General features: G+C 44.0%; 12 protein-coding genes. All 12 read left to right on the top strand.

Features of this window, described 5'->3' with window-relative positions; all coding sequences use genetic code 11:
* Positions 1 to 152 precede the first annotated feature (152 nt).
* The 12 genes from ASG85_RS31010 (at position 153) to ASG85_RS30955 (ending at position 18,153) form a co-directional block, all read left to right on the top strand.
* Positions 153 to 755 carry a hypothetical protein gene (locus tag ASG85_RS31010; protein ID WP_057306582.1) on the top strand — a complete coding sequence of 201 codons (603 nt, stop codon included), beginning with the start codon at positions 153 to 155 and terminating at the stop codon, positions 753 to 755.
* Between the two features lie 1,219 nt (positions 756 to 1,974).
* Entirely contained in the window at positions 1,975 to 3,567 is a 1,593-nt protein-coding gene (locus ASG85_RS31005) for a hypothetical protein (protein WP_060648803.1), read from the top strand.
* Positions 3,568 to 3,652: 85 nt separating this feature from the next.
* Positions 3,653 to 4,612, top strand: coding sequence for an ABC transporter permease (locus tag ASG85_RS31000; protein WP_082562522.1), 960 nt, complete (start codon positions 3,653 to 3,655; stop codon positions 4,610 to 4,612).
* A 30-nt stretch (positions 4,613 to 4,642) separates the two neighbouring features.
* Positions 4,643 to 5,530 carry a carbohydrate ABC transporter permease gene (locus ASG85_RS30995; RefSeq protein ID WP_057306579.1) on the top strand — a complete coding sequence of 296 codons (888 nt, stop codon included), beginning with the start codon at positions 4,643 to 4,645 and terminating at the stop codon, positions 5,528 to 5,530.
* A 135-nt stretch (positions 5,531 to 5,665) separates the two neighbouring features.
* The gene (locus ASG85_RS30990; RefSeq protein WP_057306578.1) at positions 5,666 to 7,393 is read left to right on the top strand and encodes a sensor histidine kinase; all 1,728 of its coding nucleotides are present in this window, start codon (positions 5,666 to 5,668) and stop codon (positions 7,391 to 7,393) included.
* 23 nt (positions 7,394 to 7,416) lie between these two features.
* Positions 7,417 to 9,030, top strand: coding sequence for a response regulator transcription factor (locus ASG85_RS30985; RefSeq protein WP_057306577.1), 1,614 nt, complete (start codon positions 7,417 to 7,419; stop codon positions 9,028 to 9,030).
* Positions 9,031 to 9,493: 463 nt separating this feature from the next.
* Complete coding sequence (locus tag ASG85_RS30980) at positions 9,494 to 12,349, top strand: sugar-binding domain-containing protein (protein ID WP_060648802.1); 2,856 nt, start codon at positions 9,494 to 9,496, stop codon at positions 12,347 to 12,349.
* A 211-nt stretch (positions 12,350 to 12,560) separates the two neighbouring features.
* Complete coding sequence (locus ASG85_RS30975) at positions 12,561 to 13,982, top strand: GTP cyclohydrolase IIa (protein ID WP_156396933.1); 1,422 nt, start codon at positions 12,561 to 12,563, stop codon at positions 13,980 to 13,982.
* A 122-nt stretch (positions 13,983 to 14,104) separates the two neighbouring features.
* Positions 14,105 to 15,121, top strand: coding sequence for an NAD-dependent epimerase/dehydratase family protein (locus ASG85_RS30970; RefSeq protein WP_060648801.1), 1,017 nt, complete (start codon positions 14,105 to 14,107; stop codon positions 15,119 to 15,121).
* A 2-nt stretch (positions 15,122 to 15,123) separates the two neighbouring features.
* The gene (locus ASG85_RS30965) at positions 15,124 to 16,194 is read left to right on the top strand and encodes a dihydrodipicolinate synthase family protein (RefSeq protein ID WP_060648800.1); all 1,071 of its coding nucleotides are present in this window, start codon (positions 15,124 to 15,126) and stop codon (positions 16,192 to 16,194) included.
* A 22-nt stretch (positions 16,195 to 16,216) separates the two neighbouring features.
* Positions 16,217 to 17,128, top strand: a complete 912-nt coding sequence (locus ASG85_RS30960) for a Gfo/Idh/MocA family protein (RefSeq protein WP_321166617.1) — start codon at positions 16,217 to 16,219, stop codon at positions 17,126 to 17,128.
* Between the two features lie 23 nt (positions 17,129 to 17,151).
* Positions 17,152 to 18,153, top strand: coding sequence for a Gfo/Idh/MocA family protein (locus tag ASG85_RS30955; protein ID WP_057306571.1), 1,002 nt, complete (start codon positions 17,152 to 17,154; stop codon positions 18,151 to 18,153).
* Positions 18,154 to 18,346: the final 193 nt, after the last annotated feature.

The raw sequence follows: 18,346 nt of genomic DNA, 5'->3' as shown, positions 1-18,346 counted from the left end.
ACAAGAAGGTCCGATGGGAATTGGATATTCGTAACGAGTAGCAGTCAAAAAGCTAACCTTAACAGGCTAGCTTTTTTTTGTGCAGTAATGGTATTCTGTATCAAATGGAATTTAAAGGGAGAATATGGAATTGACAAATCGGAGGTTATTCCTTGAGAAAAAGTTTTAAAATCATCAGCCTTATTATCGTGCTCATTTTGAGTTATATCGTTGTCGCGCCCTATCAATATAGCATGACAGCCCTGGAGTTTTACGCGGTAACTATAGCTTATATACTGCTGTCATGCTTGCATATCTTCCTATTTGCCAAAAGTATAACACTTGAAAAAGGTATAGGTATTGTATTTCTCCTATCAACTATCATCTTCGCACTAGTAGAAATTAACCATCAAATCCCCAATTTAAGAATTAAGCTAATGATTGAACCTTATGTGCATAATGCGCCAATTAAAATACTAGGATTTAATAGATCTCAATCGGCTTCTCTGCCAGGAGATCCTAGCAAAAATGAATTAAATGAAGCTCAAGGATCTAGAACTATATTTCTAGAAAAAGCGATAACTCCTGGAAAAAATGTGGATAGGTATACGGTTTTGTTTAAACGTCCTCTTTTCATAGATCGTATCGATGTATCTCGGAAGACTTGTTTTGACTTAATCTTCTGTAACTATCATTATGTCGGCTTTGTTCTTATCGACCCAGATAAGAATGAGTTGATCGCATTTTCAGTAATGAATAAAGGAGTAGGTAAGTAAGCTATCATTGAAATGATCATTTTAGGTCGCCGAATGAATGAATCCATATTCTCAGTTGAGTGATGTTGTAGAAAGGAGACCGTCGATTCATTCATCTAATCTTGCTCTGCAATGGAGGTGTCTTAGATCGGGTTCAATCTTCACCTATGCTCAATTGAGGTTGCTAGATGAATGAATCCATGTGTGCGGTTGAATGATGTTGTAGAAAGTGCAACAATTGCTGCCGTTATCGCGCTTTTTCCGTACATTGTTGCATCATGTACAACAATTTGCTCCTATACAGGCCATTTCGCAACAAATGGGCTAAAAATGTTGTACAAACTGCAACTTCAAGTTGCAAAATAGCCTTTGGGCGTGTGAATTGTTGTATGAAATACAACATTGGTAACCACTAAGCCCATTTGCCTTCACGAAAGGTGAATGACTCTAAAATTGGATTTTGGAGTTTTGAATACCAGTTGTGAGAGACATAATGAATCAATCGACAGTCTAGAAAGTGCAACAATTGCTGCCTATATCCTACTATTCCACTATCTTCCTGGAAGTTGCATAATGTTCATCAATTGGCCTGAATGACAATAGCTTGTACGATGTTTAAGGCACCTTGTGGGAAAATAGGGCTTAATTGTGAAATTAGCTCCTTAAAGTCTTATCCGACGATTTTTCTCCCGAATCCACACTTCATTTGAACGTTAAGAGTCTCTAGGGACTCCTATTTTTACAAAATACGCTGGAAATGAAAAGATAGCAGTCTCTAAAGACTCTTATTCAACTGCATTTCTCCCGAATCCACACATGGAAAAATCGAACTTTTATTATGCAACTTCAACTTGCAAGATAGCCATTGAGCATGTGAATTGTTGTAGAAATTACAACATTAGTAGCTACTACAGCAAAAGCTACCTTCAAAAGGCTACTGAAGGGCTCTGAAATCGAAATGTTGGAGTCATATCTCGGAAAACGGAAACGAATGATGGCAAGAAATGACAAAGCATATTACAATTTATCAGGAACGTTAATCAGAGTGCGGTCCATAGGGCTGCATTTTTTTTGTGTAAATTAAAGCGTCATTTCTGTATTATGACCACTATTTCTTGAAATCGTCTGCTAGTTTCGCTAGTTCGGCGGACCTATAATGAAGTCAAGTAAACGTCATCATTTAGCTTTTACAGGGGGTAAATGTTTACGGCCAGTATATAAACAGGAGGGTGTATATCAAATGAAAAAATTGGTAGTGCTAGGACTTGCTACAATGTTTGCGCTTACAGCATGCTCGGACAACAAAGCAACAACAACAACAGAAACTCCAAAAGCAACTGGAAACGCTAAGCCAGCCAAGCTGTCGCTTAACTGGTCCGTCATGAATGGAAATCTGGGGAATGTGACACTGCCTTCCGCAGACAAAGATTTCGTCAAAAAAGCGATTGAAGAGAAATTTAACGTGGACTTGAAAATCGATTATATGGTGACTGGTAAAGAATATCATGACAAGTTGAATGCTACTTTGGCAGGCGGAAGCGCTCCTGATCTATTCATCGCCGGTGGTGCCGAGTCCCAGAAATACATTAATGATGGAATTTCCGCTAACCTGAGCACATTCGTTACGAAAGAAACGATGCCTAATTATTTCAAGTGGGTAACGAAAGAAGAAGTAGATGCTTTCCAACTCAAGCAGGGTGAGTTCACTCGCGGCATGGTGCCATACTCACGTAACACCTATGCTTCCTGGTATATTCGCCAAGACTGGCTCGATAAGCTAGGGTTGAAGTCTCCCAAAAATTACGAGGATCTGACCAACGTATTAACCCAGTTCACGAAAGCTGATCCTGACGGCAACGGCAAGCAAGATACTTATGGCTTTACGGCAGCAGGCAGCGGGCAAAATCTTCCTTTCGACTTCCCGCAATGGTTGAACAACGGATTTGTAGCTGACTTTATGATCGTCGACAACAGCTATGTTGATAATCGTACGGATCTTAAAGTACAAGGGGTTATCGATCAAGTGGTGGAATGGAACAAAGCTGGAATCGTAGATCCGGACTGGTTCCTGAACAAGCCGCCAGCTCATTTTGATAAAGCTGCTCAAGGCAGAGTCGGAATGTTCTTCACGGCTGGCGACAAAACAGTGGCTCTGGACAGTGTGGCTACAAGCGTACAAAATCGTACGAAAGCTCTTGATCCAAAAGCCAATTGGCAGCCGATCTATCCGCTCGACAAACCGATCATGTGGAAATACAACGTACCTACTGACACGTTCTTGATAAGCAAAGCTACAGCCGATAAGAGTCCGGACAAAGTGAAGCGTTCCTTGGAAATCGTCAACTGGCTTGAAGGTGAAGAAGGCTTCTTGCTGACCCACTTCGGGCAAGAAGGTAAGCACTACACGAAATCTGGCAACAAGATTACTTTAAATGTTGCAGCTTTCGAAGCTGATGTCGCCAAAGCAGGCAACTGGTTGAATGTGTATGCTGCATTTACACCGGAAGATCCTAATGTACTCGGATTTGAACTGATTGATTCCCGTATTTCCGAGCATGACCGTGCAATTCTGAAAACGGTTGAAGGCTTCCCGAAACATAATGCATTGCCGCCAGTAAGCTTAGTTCCTCCTGCAGGTATCAACATCGGGGATTTCCGCAAAGAAATGAGCAAATTCCATGCCAAAGCAGTTCTTGAAGACAAGAGCGGTAAAAATTGGCCGCAATACCGTGAAGAACTGATGACCAAGTTCAAAGGAAGAGAAATTTTCGCCGAGTATACCAAACAATTGAACTCCGTTATGAAGGATAAGAAACTAAACGATTTTAAATAAACGTGTCGAGGCATCGAGGGGAACCCTGGGTTGTTCATGGGTTCCTTCTGCCTTCCAACAGAGATACGGCTAGGAGGATATGGCGATGGCGGAAACCACAACTGCATTGAATGAGAAACCTACAGCTGCACGCCCTGTGAGGCAAGGTAAACTACGAAGAATATACCACAGCAGATGGTTCTACCTCATGATGATACCCGGACTGGTCTATTATATTCTGTTTCATTATGCTCCTATGATGGGAACCTTAATTGCTTTTCAGAACTATAACTTAATGAAGGGCATCTGGGGAAGTCCTTGGGTAGGCTTCGATAATTTTCGAGTCATTTTCGATAATCCTGAATTTTATCAAATTATGAGAAACACGCTGTTAATCAGTGTTTACAAAATTGTGGGCAACATGGTGCCTGATGTTATCCTTGCTCTTATGCTGAATGAAGTCAGGGTGCTTTGGTTTAAGAGAGCGGTACAAACCATTACTTACGGACCTTATTTTCTATCTTGGGTCATCGTATATGGATTAGCTTTCTCTTTCCTTGCTCCGGGCTCCGGATTGATTAGTACGTTTGTACGCGATATGGGTTGGGGACAAATTGATTTATTGACGAACAAGGATTTCTTTAGACCAATGCTGGTACTATCAGAAATTTGGAAAAATACCGGATTCGGAGCCATCATCTATTTGGCGGCTTTGGCATCCATCAACCAGGAACTTTATGAAGCTGCCGTCGTGGATGGTGCAGGACGTTGGCGTCAGCTCTGGCATATAACGCTGCCTGGTATCCGTGATGTATTCGTGCTCATGTTGATTATTAGAATCGGCGGCATACTGGATGCAGGCTTCGATCAGGTTTTCATCTTCTTGAATGCCCGGGTGTATGATGTCGGGGATATTGTGGATACATGGGTTTATCGATACGGCTTTGAGCGTCTGGAGTTTGGCGTTGCAGCAGCTATGGGTGTGTTCAAATCCTTGGTAGGGCTCATTTTGGTTATAGGTGCAAACAAACTGGCCAAGAAAGTCGGAGGTTCCGGCATATGGTAGATTGCATTTTGGAAAAGGAGGGGGTTTACGATGTCATTCGTACTCCAAAAGTCAAAAGGGGATAAGGTTGCTGATGCGGCTATAAATACCGTTCTGGCCTTGTTTGCCCTCGTCACCTTGTTTCCGCTTTACTATGTCGTTGTCGTTTCGTTGACTCCTTATATAGAAGTCATGAAGAATGGCGGTTTCGTAATTTGGCCCGAGCATTTAACTTTTCAAGCTTATAAAGAAATATTCGGAAGCGCGCGTATTCCCCAAGCGTTGAAAATTACCGTATTCATCACAGTTGTAGGCACGACTTTGAATCTTGTAGTCACTACGCTGTTGGCGTACCCGCTATCTAAGAAGTCAGTTCCAGGCCGTAATTTTATCCTGATGGCGCTCGTTTTCACGATGATTTTTAGCGGAGGAATCATTCCACTTTACATTATGGTTCGCAGTCTTGGATTGTACGATTCGGTCTGGGCGCTCGTTATTCCAGGAATGGTCTCCACGTTTAACTTATTGATTGTCAAAACGTACTTTGAAAACCTCCCAGCTGAAGTAGAGGAGGCAGCCAAGGTGGACGGTTGCGGAGATATACAGACACTATTTCGCATTGTCCTTCCATTGTCGGCGCCCATTATGGCTACGATTGGTTTGTTCTACGGAGTTACGCATTGGAACGAATATTTCAAAGGTATCTTTTATATTTCCGACAAAACGCTTATGCCCATGCAGGTCGTGCTGAGAAGCATGATTCAAGCGCCGAATGTCAGCTCTGAACTGTCGATTAATTCATTGGCTTTAGACGCGCTGCCTCCGGAAACGATCAAGATGGCTGTAGTTGTTGTAGCGACATTACCGCTCCTGATCATCTATCCGTTCCTGCAAAAATATTTTGTCAAAGGTGCATTGTTAGGCTCCGTAAAGGGGTAATGGTGAGCGCACATGAGTAAACAGGAAAGATTTAGGTACAAAGAAGTATTGACCATGCTATAATATTTAAAAAGTCACAAGCCCTCGATATCGGGGGCTTTGCTGTATCCTCATAGGATAGGGGAGCGATCTTGCATGATTCGTCGGATTACAGGAAAAAGCTTCACTTCCAGTGTCAGCACCAAGCTGTTTATCCTTACTTTTTTGTCCGTAATCGTACTTTTCCTGGTGATCGGCATTTTCGGATACCAGCGGCTTTTCGAGCCGATCAGGCAGAACAATGAAGAAGTGCTGCAAGGCTCCGTCGTACAGGTTGAAAATTATATCAAAACATTAATGAATTCTATACAAAGTCAACTGATCTTTCTTTCCAATCCGGTTTTATACAATAAAATGGATGAAGCCGACTATATGGAGCTAATCGATAATATCATGACTTACCACCAAGAACAGATACATAGTATTTATCTGATCGAATATGACAAAGTGAAGATTAGCTCTCCCTACGGGTATCGATTTTATATCACTCCGGAGCGGATCGAGGAAATTAAGACTCAGACTAGCAAAACAGGCTTTTGGTGGAGTCCACCTCATTCAATCAATGAACGCTCCGTTATTACAGTTTCCAAGCAAATCGACAATAACCGCGTCGTTGCGCTAGATTTGAATTTGAATGCGCTAACTGGTCCGCAGATCATTCAAGGTGAGCAGCGGCGAATTTATTTGTTTACAGGCCAAGGCGATTATTTGTCGACAAACACGTATCTCGCCTATCCGAAGACATTTCAGGATCATTTGCAAATGAAGGATGCCTTGCAAGCATTAACCCAGAAGAGCGGGACGGCTTACAACACCGTTCACACCTCTTTTGGAAGCTATACGGTGCTTAGCAGTAATCAAAATCGCTGGGACTGGTTTGTTTTCTCCGTGATCGAGGAATCGCAGGCGTTTCCTTTGTTGGATTCGCTTAAGAAACAGCTGGTTGTAGTGCTGCTAATCGCGATTATTCTTGCAGTTATTGTTTCCGTATGGATTACGAACTACATCCGCAAGCCTGTAACAGCGATAACCCGACAATTCAAGGCGGCTGCGCGCGGCGAATTGGAAGTTCGTATCAAACTGAAGCGCAACGACGAGTTCACGCATATTGCCGACGGTTTCAACAGTATGATGGGTAATATTAAGTCTTTGTTTGATGACTTGCGGGTAGCGGAGGAAAAGAAGCGGCATCATGAACTGAAGGTGCTGCAATCGCAAATTCACCCCCATTTTCTTAACAATACACTTAATGCCATTTATTGCTTGGGAGAAACCGGGCAAACGGATGAAATGTGTGAAATGATTCGCTCGCTGATGGGGCTACTGCAATATTCAACAGACAAGGTCGGAGATATTGTGACCGTTGAGGATGAACTTCGGCAATTGGAAAACTATGTTCAGATTATGAACCTTAGGTATGGGGATGTATTCGAGATGGACATTGCCGTCCCGGAGATCTACTTTAACACGGCAATCCCGAAGCTAACGTTGATTACATTGGTAGAGAACAGTATTTTCTATGGGCTCACTAAAAAAGAGGTTAATCATATTATTGTCTCGTGGAAAAGTACGGAGACGGATAGTGTATGGCTTGAGGTTTCGGATACGGGACCAGGGATTGATCCTGAGAAGCTTGCCTTGCTGACGGAAGAGACGGGGACGCCAAATCCTTATAAAGGTTTGAACAATCTGGGGCTGCGCAATGTGCAAGAACGGCTTAGTATGACATTCGGTTATCCGTATGGTCTGCAATTTCATAATGAACCGGATGAGGGGCTAACGGTGACGATACGTCTCCCGCTAGGAGAACTTCGAGAGAAATAAATGTAGCGGAAGGGGAAAGTGCCATGCTGAAGCTGCTGATGGTGGATGACGAACAATGGGTACGTGAACGCTTTTCCGAACGGATTCCTTGGTCGGATGCAGGGTTTACGTTTATGGGAGCTGCATCGGGAGCGGAAGAAGCGATCCGAATGATAGAACGGGATATGCCGCATCTGCTGTTAACGGATATTACGATGCCGAATATGAGCGGATTAGAGCTAGCCGCATATGTACGCAAGAGGTGGCCGCGAATCCGAATTGTGATCCTGACGGCTTATGGCGAGTTCGAATACGCACGCCAAGCGATCGAGCTGGGTGTGGATAACTATTTGATCAAGCTGGCGCAGACGCCTGAGCAAATTCTCGATGCTTGCCGCAAGGTGGCTGAAGAGATTGAGCAGGAAATGGATGTGGATCAAAAGCTGGAGATGCGCCGTAAGTTGGAATGGGAAAAGGAATGGACGAAGAAGCGCCAATGGACAGGGCGGTTGGTGGACGATGATGGAAGTATCCATGGCCGAACAATTCCTGAAGAGTGGTTCAAAGGGGTTGCCCAAGCCAGCTATTTGGCGGGATTGACCATTGGCTGGAGCGTCCCTGCGGGATCCGAGCAAGCTGATCTAACGGAGGAAGTGCTTGTTCAGCTCCAAAGACAAGTAGGTGAAGTATTGGAGCAGAGATTGGACCAGCGCATACTCGGTGAATGCAACCAGATGGTGACGCTGCCGATACGGCAAAGCCGGTTGTGCCTGTTGATCGGATCCAGACAGCTTCTGGAAAGCTTCAAGATGAACCAGCTGGCTTTGGCCGCACTGGAAGCTTTAAGAGATTTCGCCCCGGTTAAGAGCTTTATTCATGTCGGCCCGGTACGGGAACTAGGCAAGCAACCTTTGACAGTAAAGCAGATTGCCGACGGGTTACGCGAAGGATTAGATGGACTAGCAGCGTATTTCTATAAGTCGGATTCGTCTATTGTAAGCAAATATGCGACAACATTCCGGCGATTCGATGAAGAGCAGATCCGTGAGTGGATTGCTGCTGTGGTAAAAGCGATGCTGCGGGAGGATGCCGAAGCGTTCCAGGAAAGCGTGTCTGTCATAACAAAGCTTTATAATCCACCGGTTCATCCAGAGGATCTGCTGCGGATGACACGACAAATGTTTCACCCCGGGTTCGTAAAGCTTCCAGCCTCGGTCGTGGAACGATTAAATGGAGTCGATCGATTGGAAACGTGGGCGGATTACTGCACATGGTGGGAAAAAATGGTTCACGCCGTAAACGAATGGATGAACAGTCGCATTCATCCGTCAGCATCGGTGCGCAAGGAAGTTCAACTGATGATTCGCTATATTCGCGAGCACTACAAAGAAGATGTGCAGGTGACAGAGCTTGCTAAGCTTGTTCAATTGCACCCCTCTTACGCAGGTCAGATGTTCAAACAGGAGGTCGGCGAGAACTTCTCGGATTATTTGAACCGAGTTCGTATGGAAAAGGCAAGCGAACTGTTGGAACGGACGACGATGAAAATTTACGAGGTATCCGGAGCTGTCGGTATCTCCGACTACCGGTATTTCTGTAAATTGTTCAAGAGCCACACAGGATTTACGCCTACGCAATATAAAAATAAACAAGTGTAAGGGTTACGAGGGGCTGTCTCATAAGGTCAATAGATCTTAAAGGATGGCCCTCTTGGCGCAAAAAATCTACTGAGAAGTCGATTTCTGCCTTCAAAGTTTACCAACGAGCTTCGGCTCGCCGAGCTCTGCTGAAAGCGCGTTTTTCGCGCCTATTTACTCGGTGGCGTCGGAATAAGCGCGTTTTCCGCACTTATTCCGCACAGACGAGCAAAACCATCTACTGAGAAGTCGATTTCCGCCTTCTGAGGCTCTACCAACGAGCTTCGGCTCGGCAATCTCTCGCTGAAAGCGCGGTATCGCGCCTATTTACTCGGTGGCGTTGGAATAAGCGCGTTTTCCGCGCTTATTTGTCATGGATTCGTATTTTACCTCAACTCATATAAGGACTTTTTAAAGACTTGTCTTTAATGTCGCTGCTCAATTAATATAAGCTTATAGACAGGTAAGCTGAGAGGAGTATGGCATGAATACAATAGATGAATTGGGTATCATCCAAGTACTAAAAAAAGGTGTTCATCGCAATAAATTAAGTTTTAATCAGGATTGGCGTTTTTTTCGGGGGGATACACAAGGTTCAGAAGCGGCTAATTTTGATGACTCAGCTTGGGAGATTGTGCACCTTCCTCACACTGTGAGGGTAGAACCGGCCCACTGCAGTGGAGGCTTGAACTATCTGGGTATCTCCTGGTATCGGAGACACTTTTATGTGGATAAGGCTTATAACGGTCAAAAAGTATTTGTAGAATTCGAAGGTGCGAAGCACTCAGCTGATGTATGGTTGAACGGGAAACATCTTTTGACACATTACGGCGGTTACCTGCCATTTACAATAGATATTACGGATTATGTTACGGCAGATGGAGAAACGGATCATGTTATTGTGGTGAAGCTGGACAACTCTGATATGCCGGATGTTCCACCAGGTAAACCTCAGGGTGAATTGGATTTTTGCTATTATGGCGGACTCTATCGGAATGTATGGCTGCATACGACGGATAAATTGCATATCACAGATGCTATTTATGCGAATCAGCAAGCAGGTGGGGGGCTGTTCATCACTTACTCGGATGTAAGTTCACTTAAAGCCCAAGTAAATATACAAACACATATTAGTAATGAATATGATATCCCTAAGGCTTGCTCGGTTTCACATTATATTGTAGATAACAATAATGAAGTTGTTAGTAAGGTATCATCCAGTTTACACAACATTGATCAACAGAAGGATCATACATTTACACAGAGCGTTACAGTATCAGAGCCCAAGCTTTGGCACCCGGAACATCCCCACCTATATACTGTATACACTGTTGTTTATGATAGCGATGTAGTTGTAGATGCCTATGAAACAAAAATAGGGATTCGGTACATCAAATTTGATGGTGAAGGCTTTCATATCAACGGGACTTTAATGAAATTAATTGGCGCCAATCGACATCAGGAATATGTATATGTGGGAGATGCTCTATCTGATTCTTTGCATAGAAGAGATGCGATCAAACTAAGAGAAGGCGGATTTACGATCATTCGTACAGGACACTATCCGCAATCTCCGGCTTTCATGGACGCCTGTGACGAATTAGGCCTGATGTATATTATTCCGACTCCTGGATGGCAGTGGTTCAGGGATAACGATACGTTTAAAGAAAGATCCTATCAAGATATACGTGAGATGATTCGTTATCATAGGAATCGCCCTAGTGTCGTATTGTGGGAGCCTATCTTGAATGAAACCGATTATAGTGAGCAATATACACGGACAGCTCTAGAGGTCACACATGCCGAATATCCAGGTGATCAATGCTATGCGGCCTGTGACAATTATAGAATTGCTGCGATTGACTATGATGTCGTTTACGGAGCAGCACTTCGTGATCATCAGGGATCTTTCATCAGGGAGTGGGGAGACCATTATCTGGAGCAGGCGGGTCCAAGGCATACGCATCTCAGATGTTCAAGAGGGACAAGAGATTTCTACCCAGGCGGCGAGTCTGGCATGCTGCAGTCTTCGAAAGAGCGTACCGACATATTAAATAACATCCTAGCTACAAAAGGACTTAGCGGCGGAGCACTGTGGACCGGTATTGATACGAACAGGGGATATTACGATAATATAGCTGCTTGTGGTGCACTGGATTTATATCGTTTACCCAAATATAGCTATTATTTATTTCAAAGCCAAAGTGACCCTGATTTACAAATATCGGGAATTCGTACAACGCCAATGGTATTCATTGCTAATGATTGGACATCAGCTTCAACGAGGGATATTACGATTTATTGCAACTGTGAACGAATCAGGCTCTATCTGAACGGAAGGCTTCTCGGTGTTAAGAAACCAGATGCAAGCTATGGCAGTATGCCGCATGCACCTTTCATATTCGAAGGGGTTGAATGGGAGCCGGGAAAATTAATGGCTGAAGCTATTGTTGACGATGTTATCGTAGCAACGCATGCCGTCATGACGCCGGGGACTCCGGATTATTTAACATTATCAGTGGATGACTGCGGTATCGAACTTAAAGCGGATGGTTCTGATTTAATCATGGTCCATGTTTATGTAAGAGATGCCAATGGAACCGTTGTTCCGGATGCATACAATAAGATAGCATTCCAGTTGACGGGGCCGGCAGAAATTGTCGGTGATGGAGACGGTAGAGTGGGGTCAAACCCCGTAGAAGCAGAAGCGGGTGCCATCGGGGTGTTAATTCGCGCGACGAAGGAACCAGGCCTAATAACACTACATGCGGAGTCAGATGGATTAAAATCGGCGACTGTAGAAATCATATCGCAGCCCATCTCTAAGCCATTAGTACCAGGGAAATTTCAAATACCACCTGATCGAAAACCGGAATATGAGGTAGATCAGATTACCTTCTTCTCGCCACCGTCATCTAGATATTGGGAACATTGGACAGATGTTGCGATCAACAAACCAGCGATAGCAAGCTCAGAGCTGCCTGGATGCAGCGCTGGTCAAGCAACAAGCAATATCATCGCTGATCGGTGGAGCGAGCGTTGGAGTGCTGGAAATAATGACCTGCCGGTATGGTGGAAGGTAGATCTTGAAGGGTTCTACGAGTTGGATGGCTGTAAGATCTATTGGGAAAGTGATAATACAGAGTATGAATATCAAGTCGAAGTTTCATCCGATGATAGCCATTGGAAAGCGGTAGCTTCTCAAAGACAAACGGGACAAGAAATGGGCATGGATGAATTTCATGAAACAGGGATCAGGTACTTACGCATTGTTGTGACCGATGTATCCAAAGGGTTACCCAGCTTTTACGTAGTGAAAGTATTCGGAAAAGACATGTAATCTGCCTAGCTCATACGGCAACGTTACCTTGCTTGTAGGCAGAGGCCTATCTGCGTTATATTTAAGTTGAGTTTGCGCAGTATTCTGATAAATTACTGTGATGTGGATCCGCTCTTGCCTTGGCAATCCGATTCAGATCATCCTTCGGCCTTGCGCTCAGAGCTTTCGCGCAAGGTCGTTTTGGGTTAAATCGGGAGTTGGACTTTAAAATATGTTGAAACAATTGAAAATAAAGCGAGGGATTTCCATTGATACTTTAGGAAAAATAATAGGTCACAACAGTGCGAATGCTGGGGTTAAGATTGGCATTGTCGGACCCAAGGATATGGTGTCTAGGATCGTCAAAGTCATTAAAAACTTTCCTACGTTTGAACCCGTAGTCAGGTATTCAAAGAATGAATTGGAAACTCCAAATTTATCAGATGAACTAAAGAATGAAGTAGAAGTCCTGTTATTATGCGGTCCTGTTCCCTACCGAAAAGTTCTGGAAAAAGTGAAATCAGTCGTACCTGTTCATTATGTGCGATATAACGAAACAGGATTATATAAGGCTTTTTACAACATCCAAAAAAAGCTTGCGAAAGAAAATGTTAATTCGCATAGGGTTGGAAAAGCAATAAGTGTAGATACGGTAACTCCGATCATGGTAAAACGATTTTTGGAAGAAATCGATGAACAAGATTTGAAAATCATTTGCTATGATGAGGCCAGCAACCCGACAAGAGAACAACTATTGGAGTTCCATCAAGATTGTTTTAACAAAGGTTTAGCCTCGGGAGCGCTCACTGGAATCAATTCAATATCAGCTGAATTAAATGATAGAGGTATCCCCAATGAATGGATGGTCCCAACCACACAGGACATCGTTGTTGCTCTGGAGAGAGCGCTTCTATCGACGGATGCGAGGAAAAGTAAGGAATCCCAGATCGTTGTGGGTCTGATTAATGTGGATGGTTTTGGTAAAATCGTCGATCGCCATAATTCGGAGCATGAAATTCAAAAGCTGAAGCTCAATATTCACCGAATTTTGCTGGATTATGTGGATTCTTTACGAGGTCATCTTACGCATCTGGGAGGAGATGAATATTTATTTTTTACAACTAGGGGGATATTTGAACAAGAAACGGCTGGATACAAAAGAGTTCCTCTGGCATCAGAAATCTATAAATCCTATCAGTTAACGTTAAGTATCGGTGTTGGATTTGGCAGAACGGCCAATGAAGCGGGTTCGAATGCGAGATCGGCTTTGCGGAAATCCAAGGAGGCAAGCGGCAACTCTTGCTTTATTGTTAGGGAGGATAGAGGCATAGTGGGACCTTTGGAGATGGTGGATGCCCAGGTGAAAGATATGGAATTGGTGAATCCTGACTTCATTAAAAAAGCAGAGAACGCCAATATGACCTCTTCCTACTTAAGCAGGCTACTTGTAACCTATGCCCGTACTGGCAAGAAAGAGTATAACGTTCAAGAACTAGCTTTGCTGCTCAATATTACCGTTAGAAGTACCCATCGACTGCTGTTGGAATGGTCGGATACAGGTTTAGTCCGGACAAGCGGTATGGAGAAAATGCCAAAAGGCCGCCCACGGCAAATTTTCGAGTTTGCGTTCCTGGATGAAAGTATGAAGAGCTAAGGTGAGAAGGAAGGGATTCGTCCTATCCCTTTGCTTATATATAGACATTTTAAAGACTTGTCTTTTAATGTGTCGGCTCTTTAAAATAGGGATGTAGACTTGAAAATCGAGAGGAGAACGACATGAAAACAATCCATGACTTAGAAACAAAGCTAGCTCAGCCTTCGTCCGCTTTAATCAATGATATTGCTGCGCTCGATGGGGATATTCTGTTACTTGGTATCGGCGGAAAGATGGGACCTAGTTTGGCTAGGTTAGCCATGAACGCTATCAAAGAAGCCGGTGTAAATAAAAAGGTGATTGGCGCTTCGCGGTTCTCTTCTGAAGGTTTAATACAGGAGCTGGAAGCAGACGGTGTTGAAACGATTTCCGTTGACTTATTGAACGATCAACAGCTTCAGCAGCTGCCTGATGTGAAGAATGTGATTTATATGGCAGGAAATAAATTTGGCACGATGGGGAATGAACATTTTACTTGGGCAATGAATGCATACCTTCCTGGACGTGTTGCGGAAAAATATAAAAACTCTCGTATTGTCGCCTTTTCCACAGGGAATGTGTACCCATTCACACCAGTAGCTCATGGAGGAGCTACAGAAGAAACGGCGACAGGTCCGATCGGTGAATATGGCCAATCTTGTTTGGGCCGTGAGCGGATTTTTGAGCATTTTTCCCGTAAGTATAATACGCCATTGACCATTTTCAGACTGAATTATGCGGTGGATTTGCGCTATGGCGTGCTTTTGGAAATAGCTAAATCGGTTAAAGCAGGAAAACCAATCAACATCACCATGGGAAATGTGAACTGTATCTGGCAAGGGGATGCGAATGAAATGGCTATTCGTTCCTTGAATATAGCCAGTTCCCCACCTACATTCTTGAATGTATCCGGTCCTGAAACTTTATCGATGCGTTGGGCGGCAAATATGTTTGGCCAAAGATTTGGTGTGGAACCTATCTTTTTTGGAGAAGAATCACCAACGGCTTTATTGAGCAATTCCGCAAAAGCTCACCAACTGTTCGGTTATCCTCAGGTTTCTATGCAGCAAATGATTGAATGGACCGCTGAGTGGTGTTTGGCCGATGGTCATACTTGGAATAAACCAACCCATTTTCAAGAGAGGGAGGGGAAATATTAAAAATGAGCCTTATAAAACCACTTAGTGCGGAAAAAAACAAGGCGCTGCATGAGGGATTGGTCATTCCCGCACATCCGCTGGCTTTAAACGCTGCAAGAGAGCTGGATGAACGCAGGCAAAGAGCGCTGACACGTTATTACATGGCTTCGGGTGCGGGCGGCATCGCAGTTGCTGTGCATACGACACAGTTTGAGATCAGGGATAAGGAGCATAATTTTTTCGAAAAGGTGTTAAGATTAGCATCCGAAGAAGTAATGAATGCAAAGCTAACCAAGCCCTTCCTTCAAATAGCTGGTATCTGCGGTCCAACAGAACAAGCCGTTTACGAAGCGGAAACAGCAGCGGGTCTCGGATATGATCTCGGTTTAGTCAGCATGGGAGGACTTCAGAGTTGGACAGAGAAGGACTTACTAAAGCGAATTGCAAGAATCGCGGAGATCATTCCAGTTTTCGGCTTTTATCTGCAGCCTTCTGTCGGTGGAAGAGTATTAAGCTACGATTTCTGGAAAGAGTTTGCGAATATCTCTGGTGTGGCTGGTATCAAAATGGCGCCGTTTAACCGTTATCAAACGATCGATGTGGTGCGTGCCGTATGTAATTCTGAGCGGAGAGATGAAATCGCTTTGTATACAGGCAATGATGATAATATTGTGAATGATTTGCTGACCAATTACCATTTTGTCGTTAAAGGAAACAAGGTTGAGAAAAAAATTGTCGGCGGTTTGTTGGGTCATTGGTCCGTTTGGACACGAAAGGCTGTTGAACTTTTGGAGGCTATTAAACTTGTGAGAAACGATGAAAGTCTAAATTCCCACTGGTTAACGCGCAATATAGAAGTTACGGACTCCAATGCGGCATTTTTTGATACAGCGAATGGGTTTGCAGGCTGTATAGCCGGGATTCATGAGGTGCTTAGGAGACAAGGTCTTCTGGAAGGACGTTGGTGTTTAAATCCGGAAGAAGAGCTGTCTAACGGACAAATGGAGGAAATTGACCGTGTCTATCGGGATTATCCGAATTTGAACGACGATGAATTTGTTAAGAAGCATTTATCCGAATGGTTAGCAGATTGATTATGGAGGGGAGGATTTACAGATGATGCCTGGGAAACCGATTCGAATTGGTATTATTGGTCTCGATTCATCGCATGCTCCCGTTTTTACGCAATTACTAAATGATAAGAACCATGCTTATCATGTGCCTGGCGGGGAAGTGACGGTTGCTTTTCCAGGAGGTTCAGCCGACTTCGAAATGAGTTATTCGCGAGTTGCAGGGTTTACGGAGCAGGTTCGTGACAAGTATGGCGTGAAAATCGTCGAGACGCCTGAGGAAGTAGCTGATGGTTGCGATGCTATTCTGATGGTGTCGGTCGATGGGCGGGTTCATCTCGAGCTTTTTCGTCGCATCGCGGCTTATCGCAAACCGGTTTTCATCGATAAGCCAATGGCTCTTTCATCTTCCGATGCGAAAGCAATTGTGGAATTGGCGCAGTTGCATGGCATACCAATGATGAGCTGTTCTTCGCTTCGTTATGCCGAGGAATTGACGGAAGCGTTACTGAAATCTGAAAGCGGCAGCATTATCGGCATGGATTGTTATGGTCCGCTAGCTATGCAGCCTACACAGCCGGGGCTATACTGGTATGGCGTGCATACGGTTGAGATGCTTTTTAAAACGCTGGGTAAAGGTTGTGTGAAGGTTTCGGCTGTTAAAACTGATGAGCATGATCTCATTACCGGCGTCTGGGAAAATGGTATTATCGGTACAATTCGCGGTAATCGCAAAGGCAACTCAGAATTTGGCGCACTTCTGCATAGGGAAACCAAAACACAGTTTATCGATGTGTATCGACATCCAAAACCGTATTATGCCAGCTTAATGGAGAAAATTATGAGCATGTTTATAACAGGAACACCTGATATCGAGATGGAAGAGACAGTGCAGATCATGCGATTCTTGGAAGCGGCAAATGAAAGTCGTGAATCTGGTTTAGAGGTATATTTGTAGAATCGGGAAAGGATGAAACGGCCATGCAAAAAGCAGAATTAAGCGTAGCGGTGCTTGGTGCGGGTATTATAGCCAAAGAACATTTTAATGCTATCCGAGCAACGACAGGATTTGCAGCTTGCGCGGTTGTAGATATCAATCTCGATAAAGCGAATGAAATCGCCCAGCTCTTTGAAATAAAGGCTTATGGCGATTACCGGGAAATGATCAAACAGGAAAGACCGGACGTGGTGGTCATCGCATTGCCTCACTATTTGCATAAAGAGACAGCTGTGTTTGCAGCGGAACACGGATGTCATTTGATGCTAGAGAAACCTATGGCTTTGTCCGTATCGGAATGCGATGAGATCATCCAAGCTGGACGTAAAGCGGATATTCGCATTTTGGTCGGACATACTCAGCACTATATTGCTGAGAATATAGAGGCCAAAAGGATCATCCAAAGTGAAGAATTAGGAAAGCTCGTCATGATTCATGATGTCAGACATACGAATTACTTCCAAGACTCGCGTCCACAGTGGTTTCTCGAAAAAGAGAAATCAGGCGGTGGCATTCTCGCCAATTTGGGTACGCACTCTATCGATAAAATTCAGTGGCTGACAGATCGTACGGTTTGTAAATTAAGATCATCTGTGAGTTATCATGGAAGCAGGGGCAATGTAGAAGGTAGCGGCATGATTTATCTGGAACTTACGTCAGGGATTCCTGCGATGATTGTTCAATCGGGTTATTTAGGGGCATCCCGCAATGAAACGGAGATCATTTTTACGGGTGGTATGCTGAAACTAGTAACCGGTGAAAGCTTATGGATAAGTAGGGGCGGTCAGTATGAGAAGTTGGAAATATTAAACACGGCTGCTCCATTCGAATTGCAGTATTCCGACTTGCTCACGGCCATACGAGACCATTCAGAAACTAGCTGCTCTCCAGCGTATGCGCGAGGCGTCATAGCTGCACTGGAGGCTGTATACCGTTCTGCAGAAACAGGTTTGGAACAGTTTGTTGTTCAGGAAATCGGAGAATGAGAATTGGATAATGAAAGGGCAGGTCAAATGAACAGTTGACCTGCCCTTTCAGATTTATAATAGCATGAAAACTTGATAAAAAGGGTTGTTTTCAAGGTCTTCTCAGACTTGGGAAATAACCCCTTTTGTTTTCTGGAATTTGTAGACACTTTGTTGAATTGAATGTATATCTTTAAGGCCACACTGGACTTTA

Source organism: Paenibacillus sp. Soil724D2 (assembly GCF_001427935.1).
Taxonomy (GTDB): domain Bacteria; phylum Bacillota; class Bacilli; order Paenibacillales; family NBRC-103111; genus Paenibacillus_E.
The sequence above is the reverse complement of the archived record's forward strand: the minus strand, read 5'-3'. Positions and strand labels throughout refer to the sequence as shown.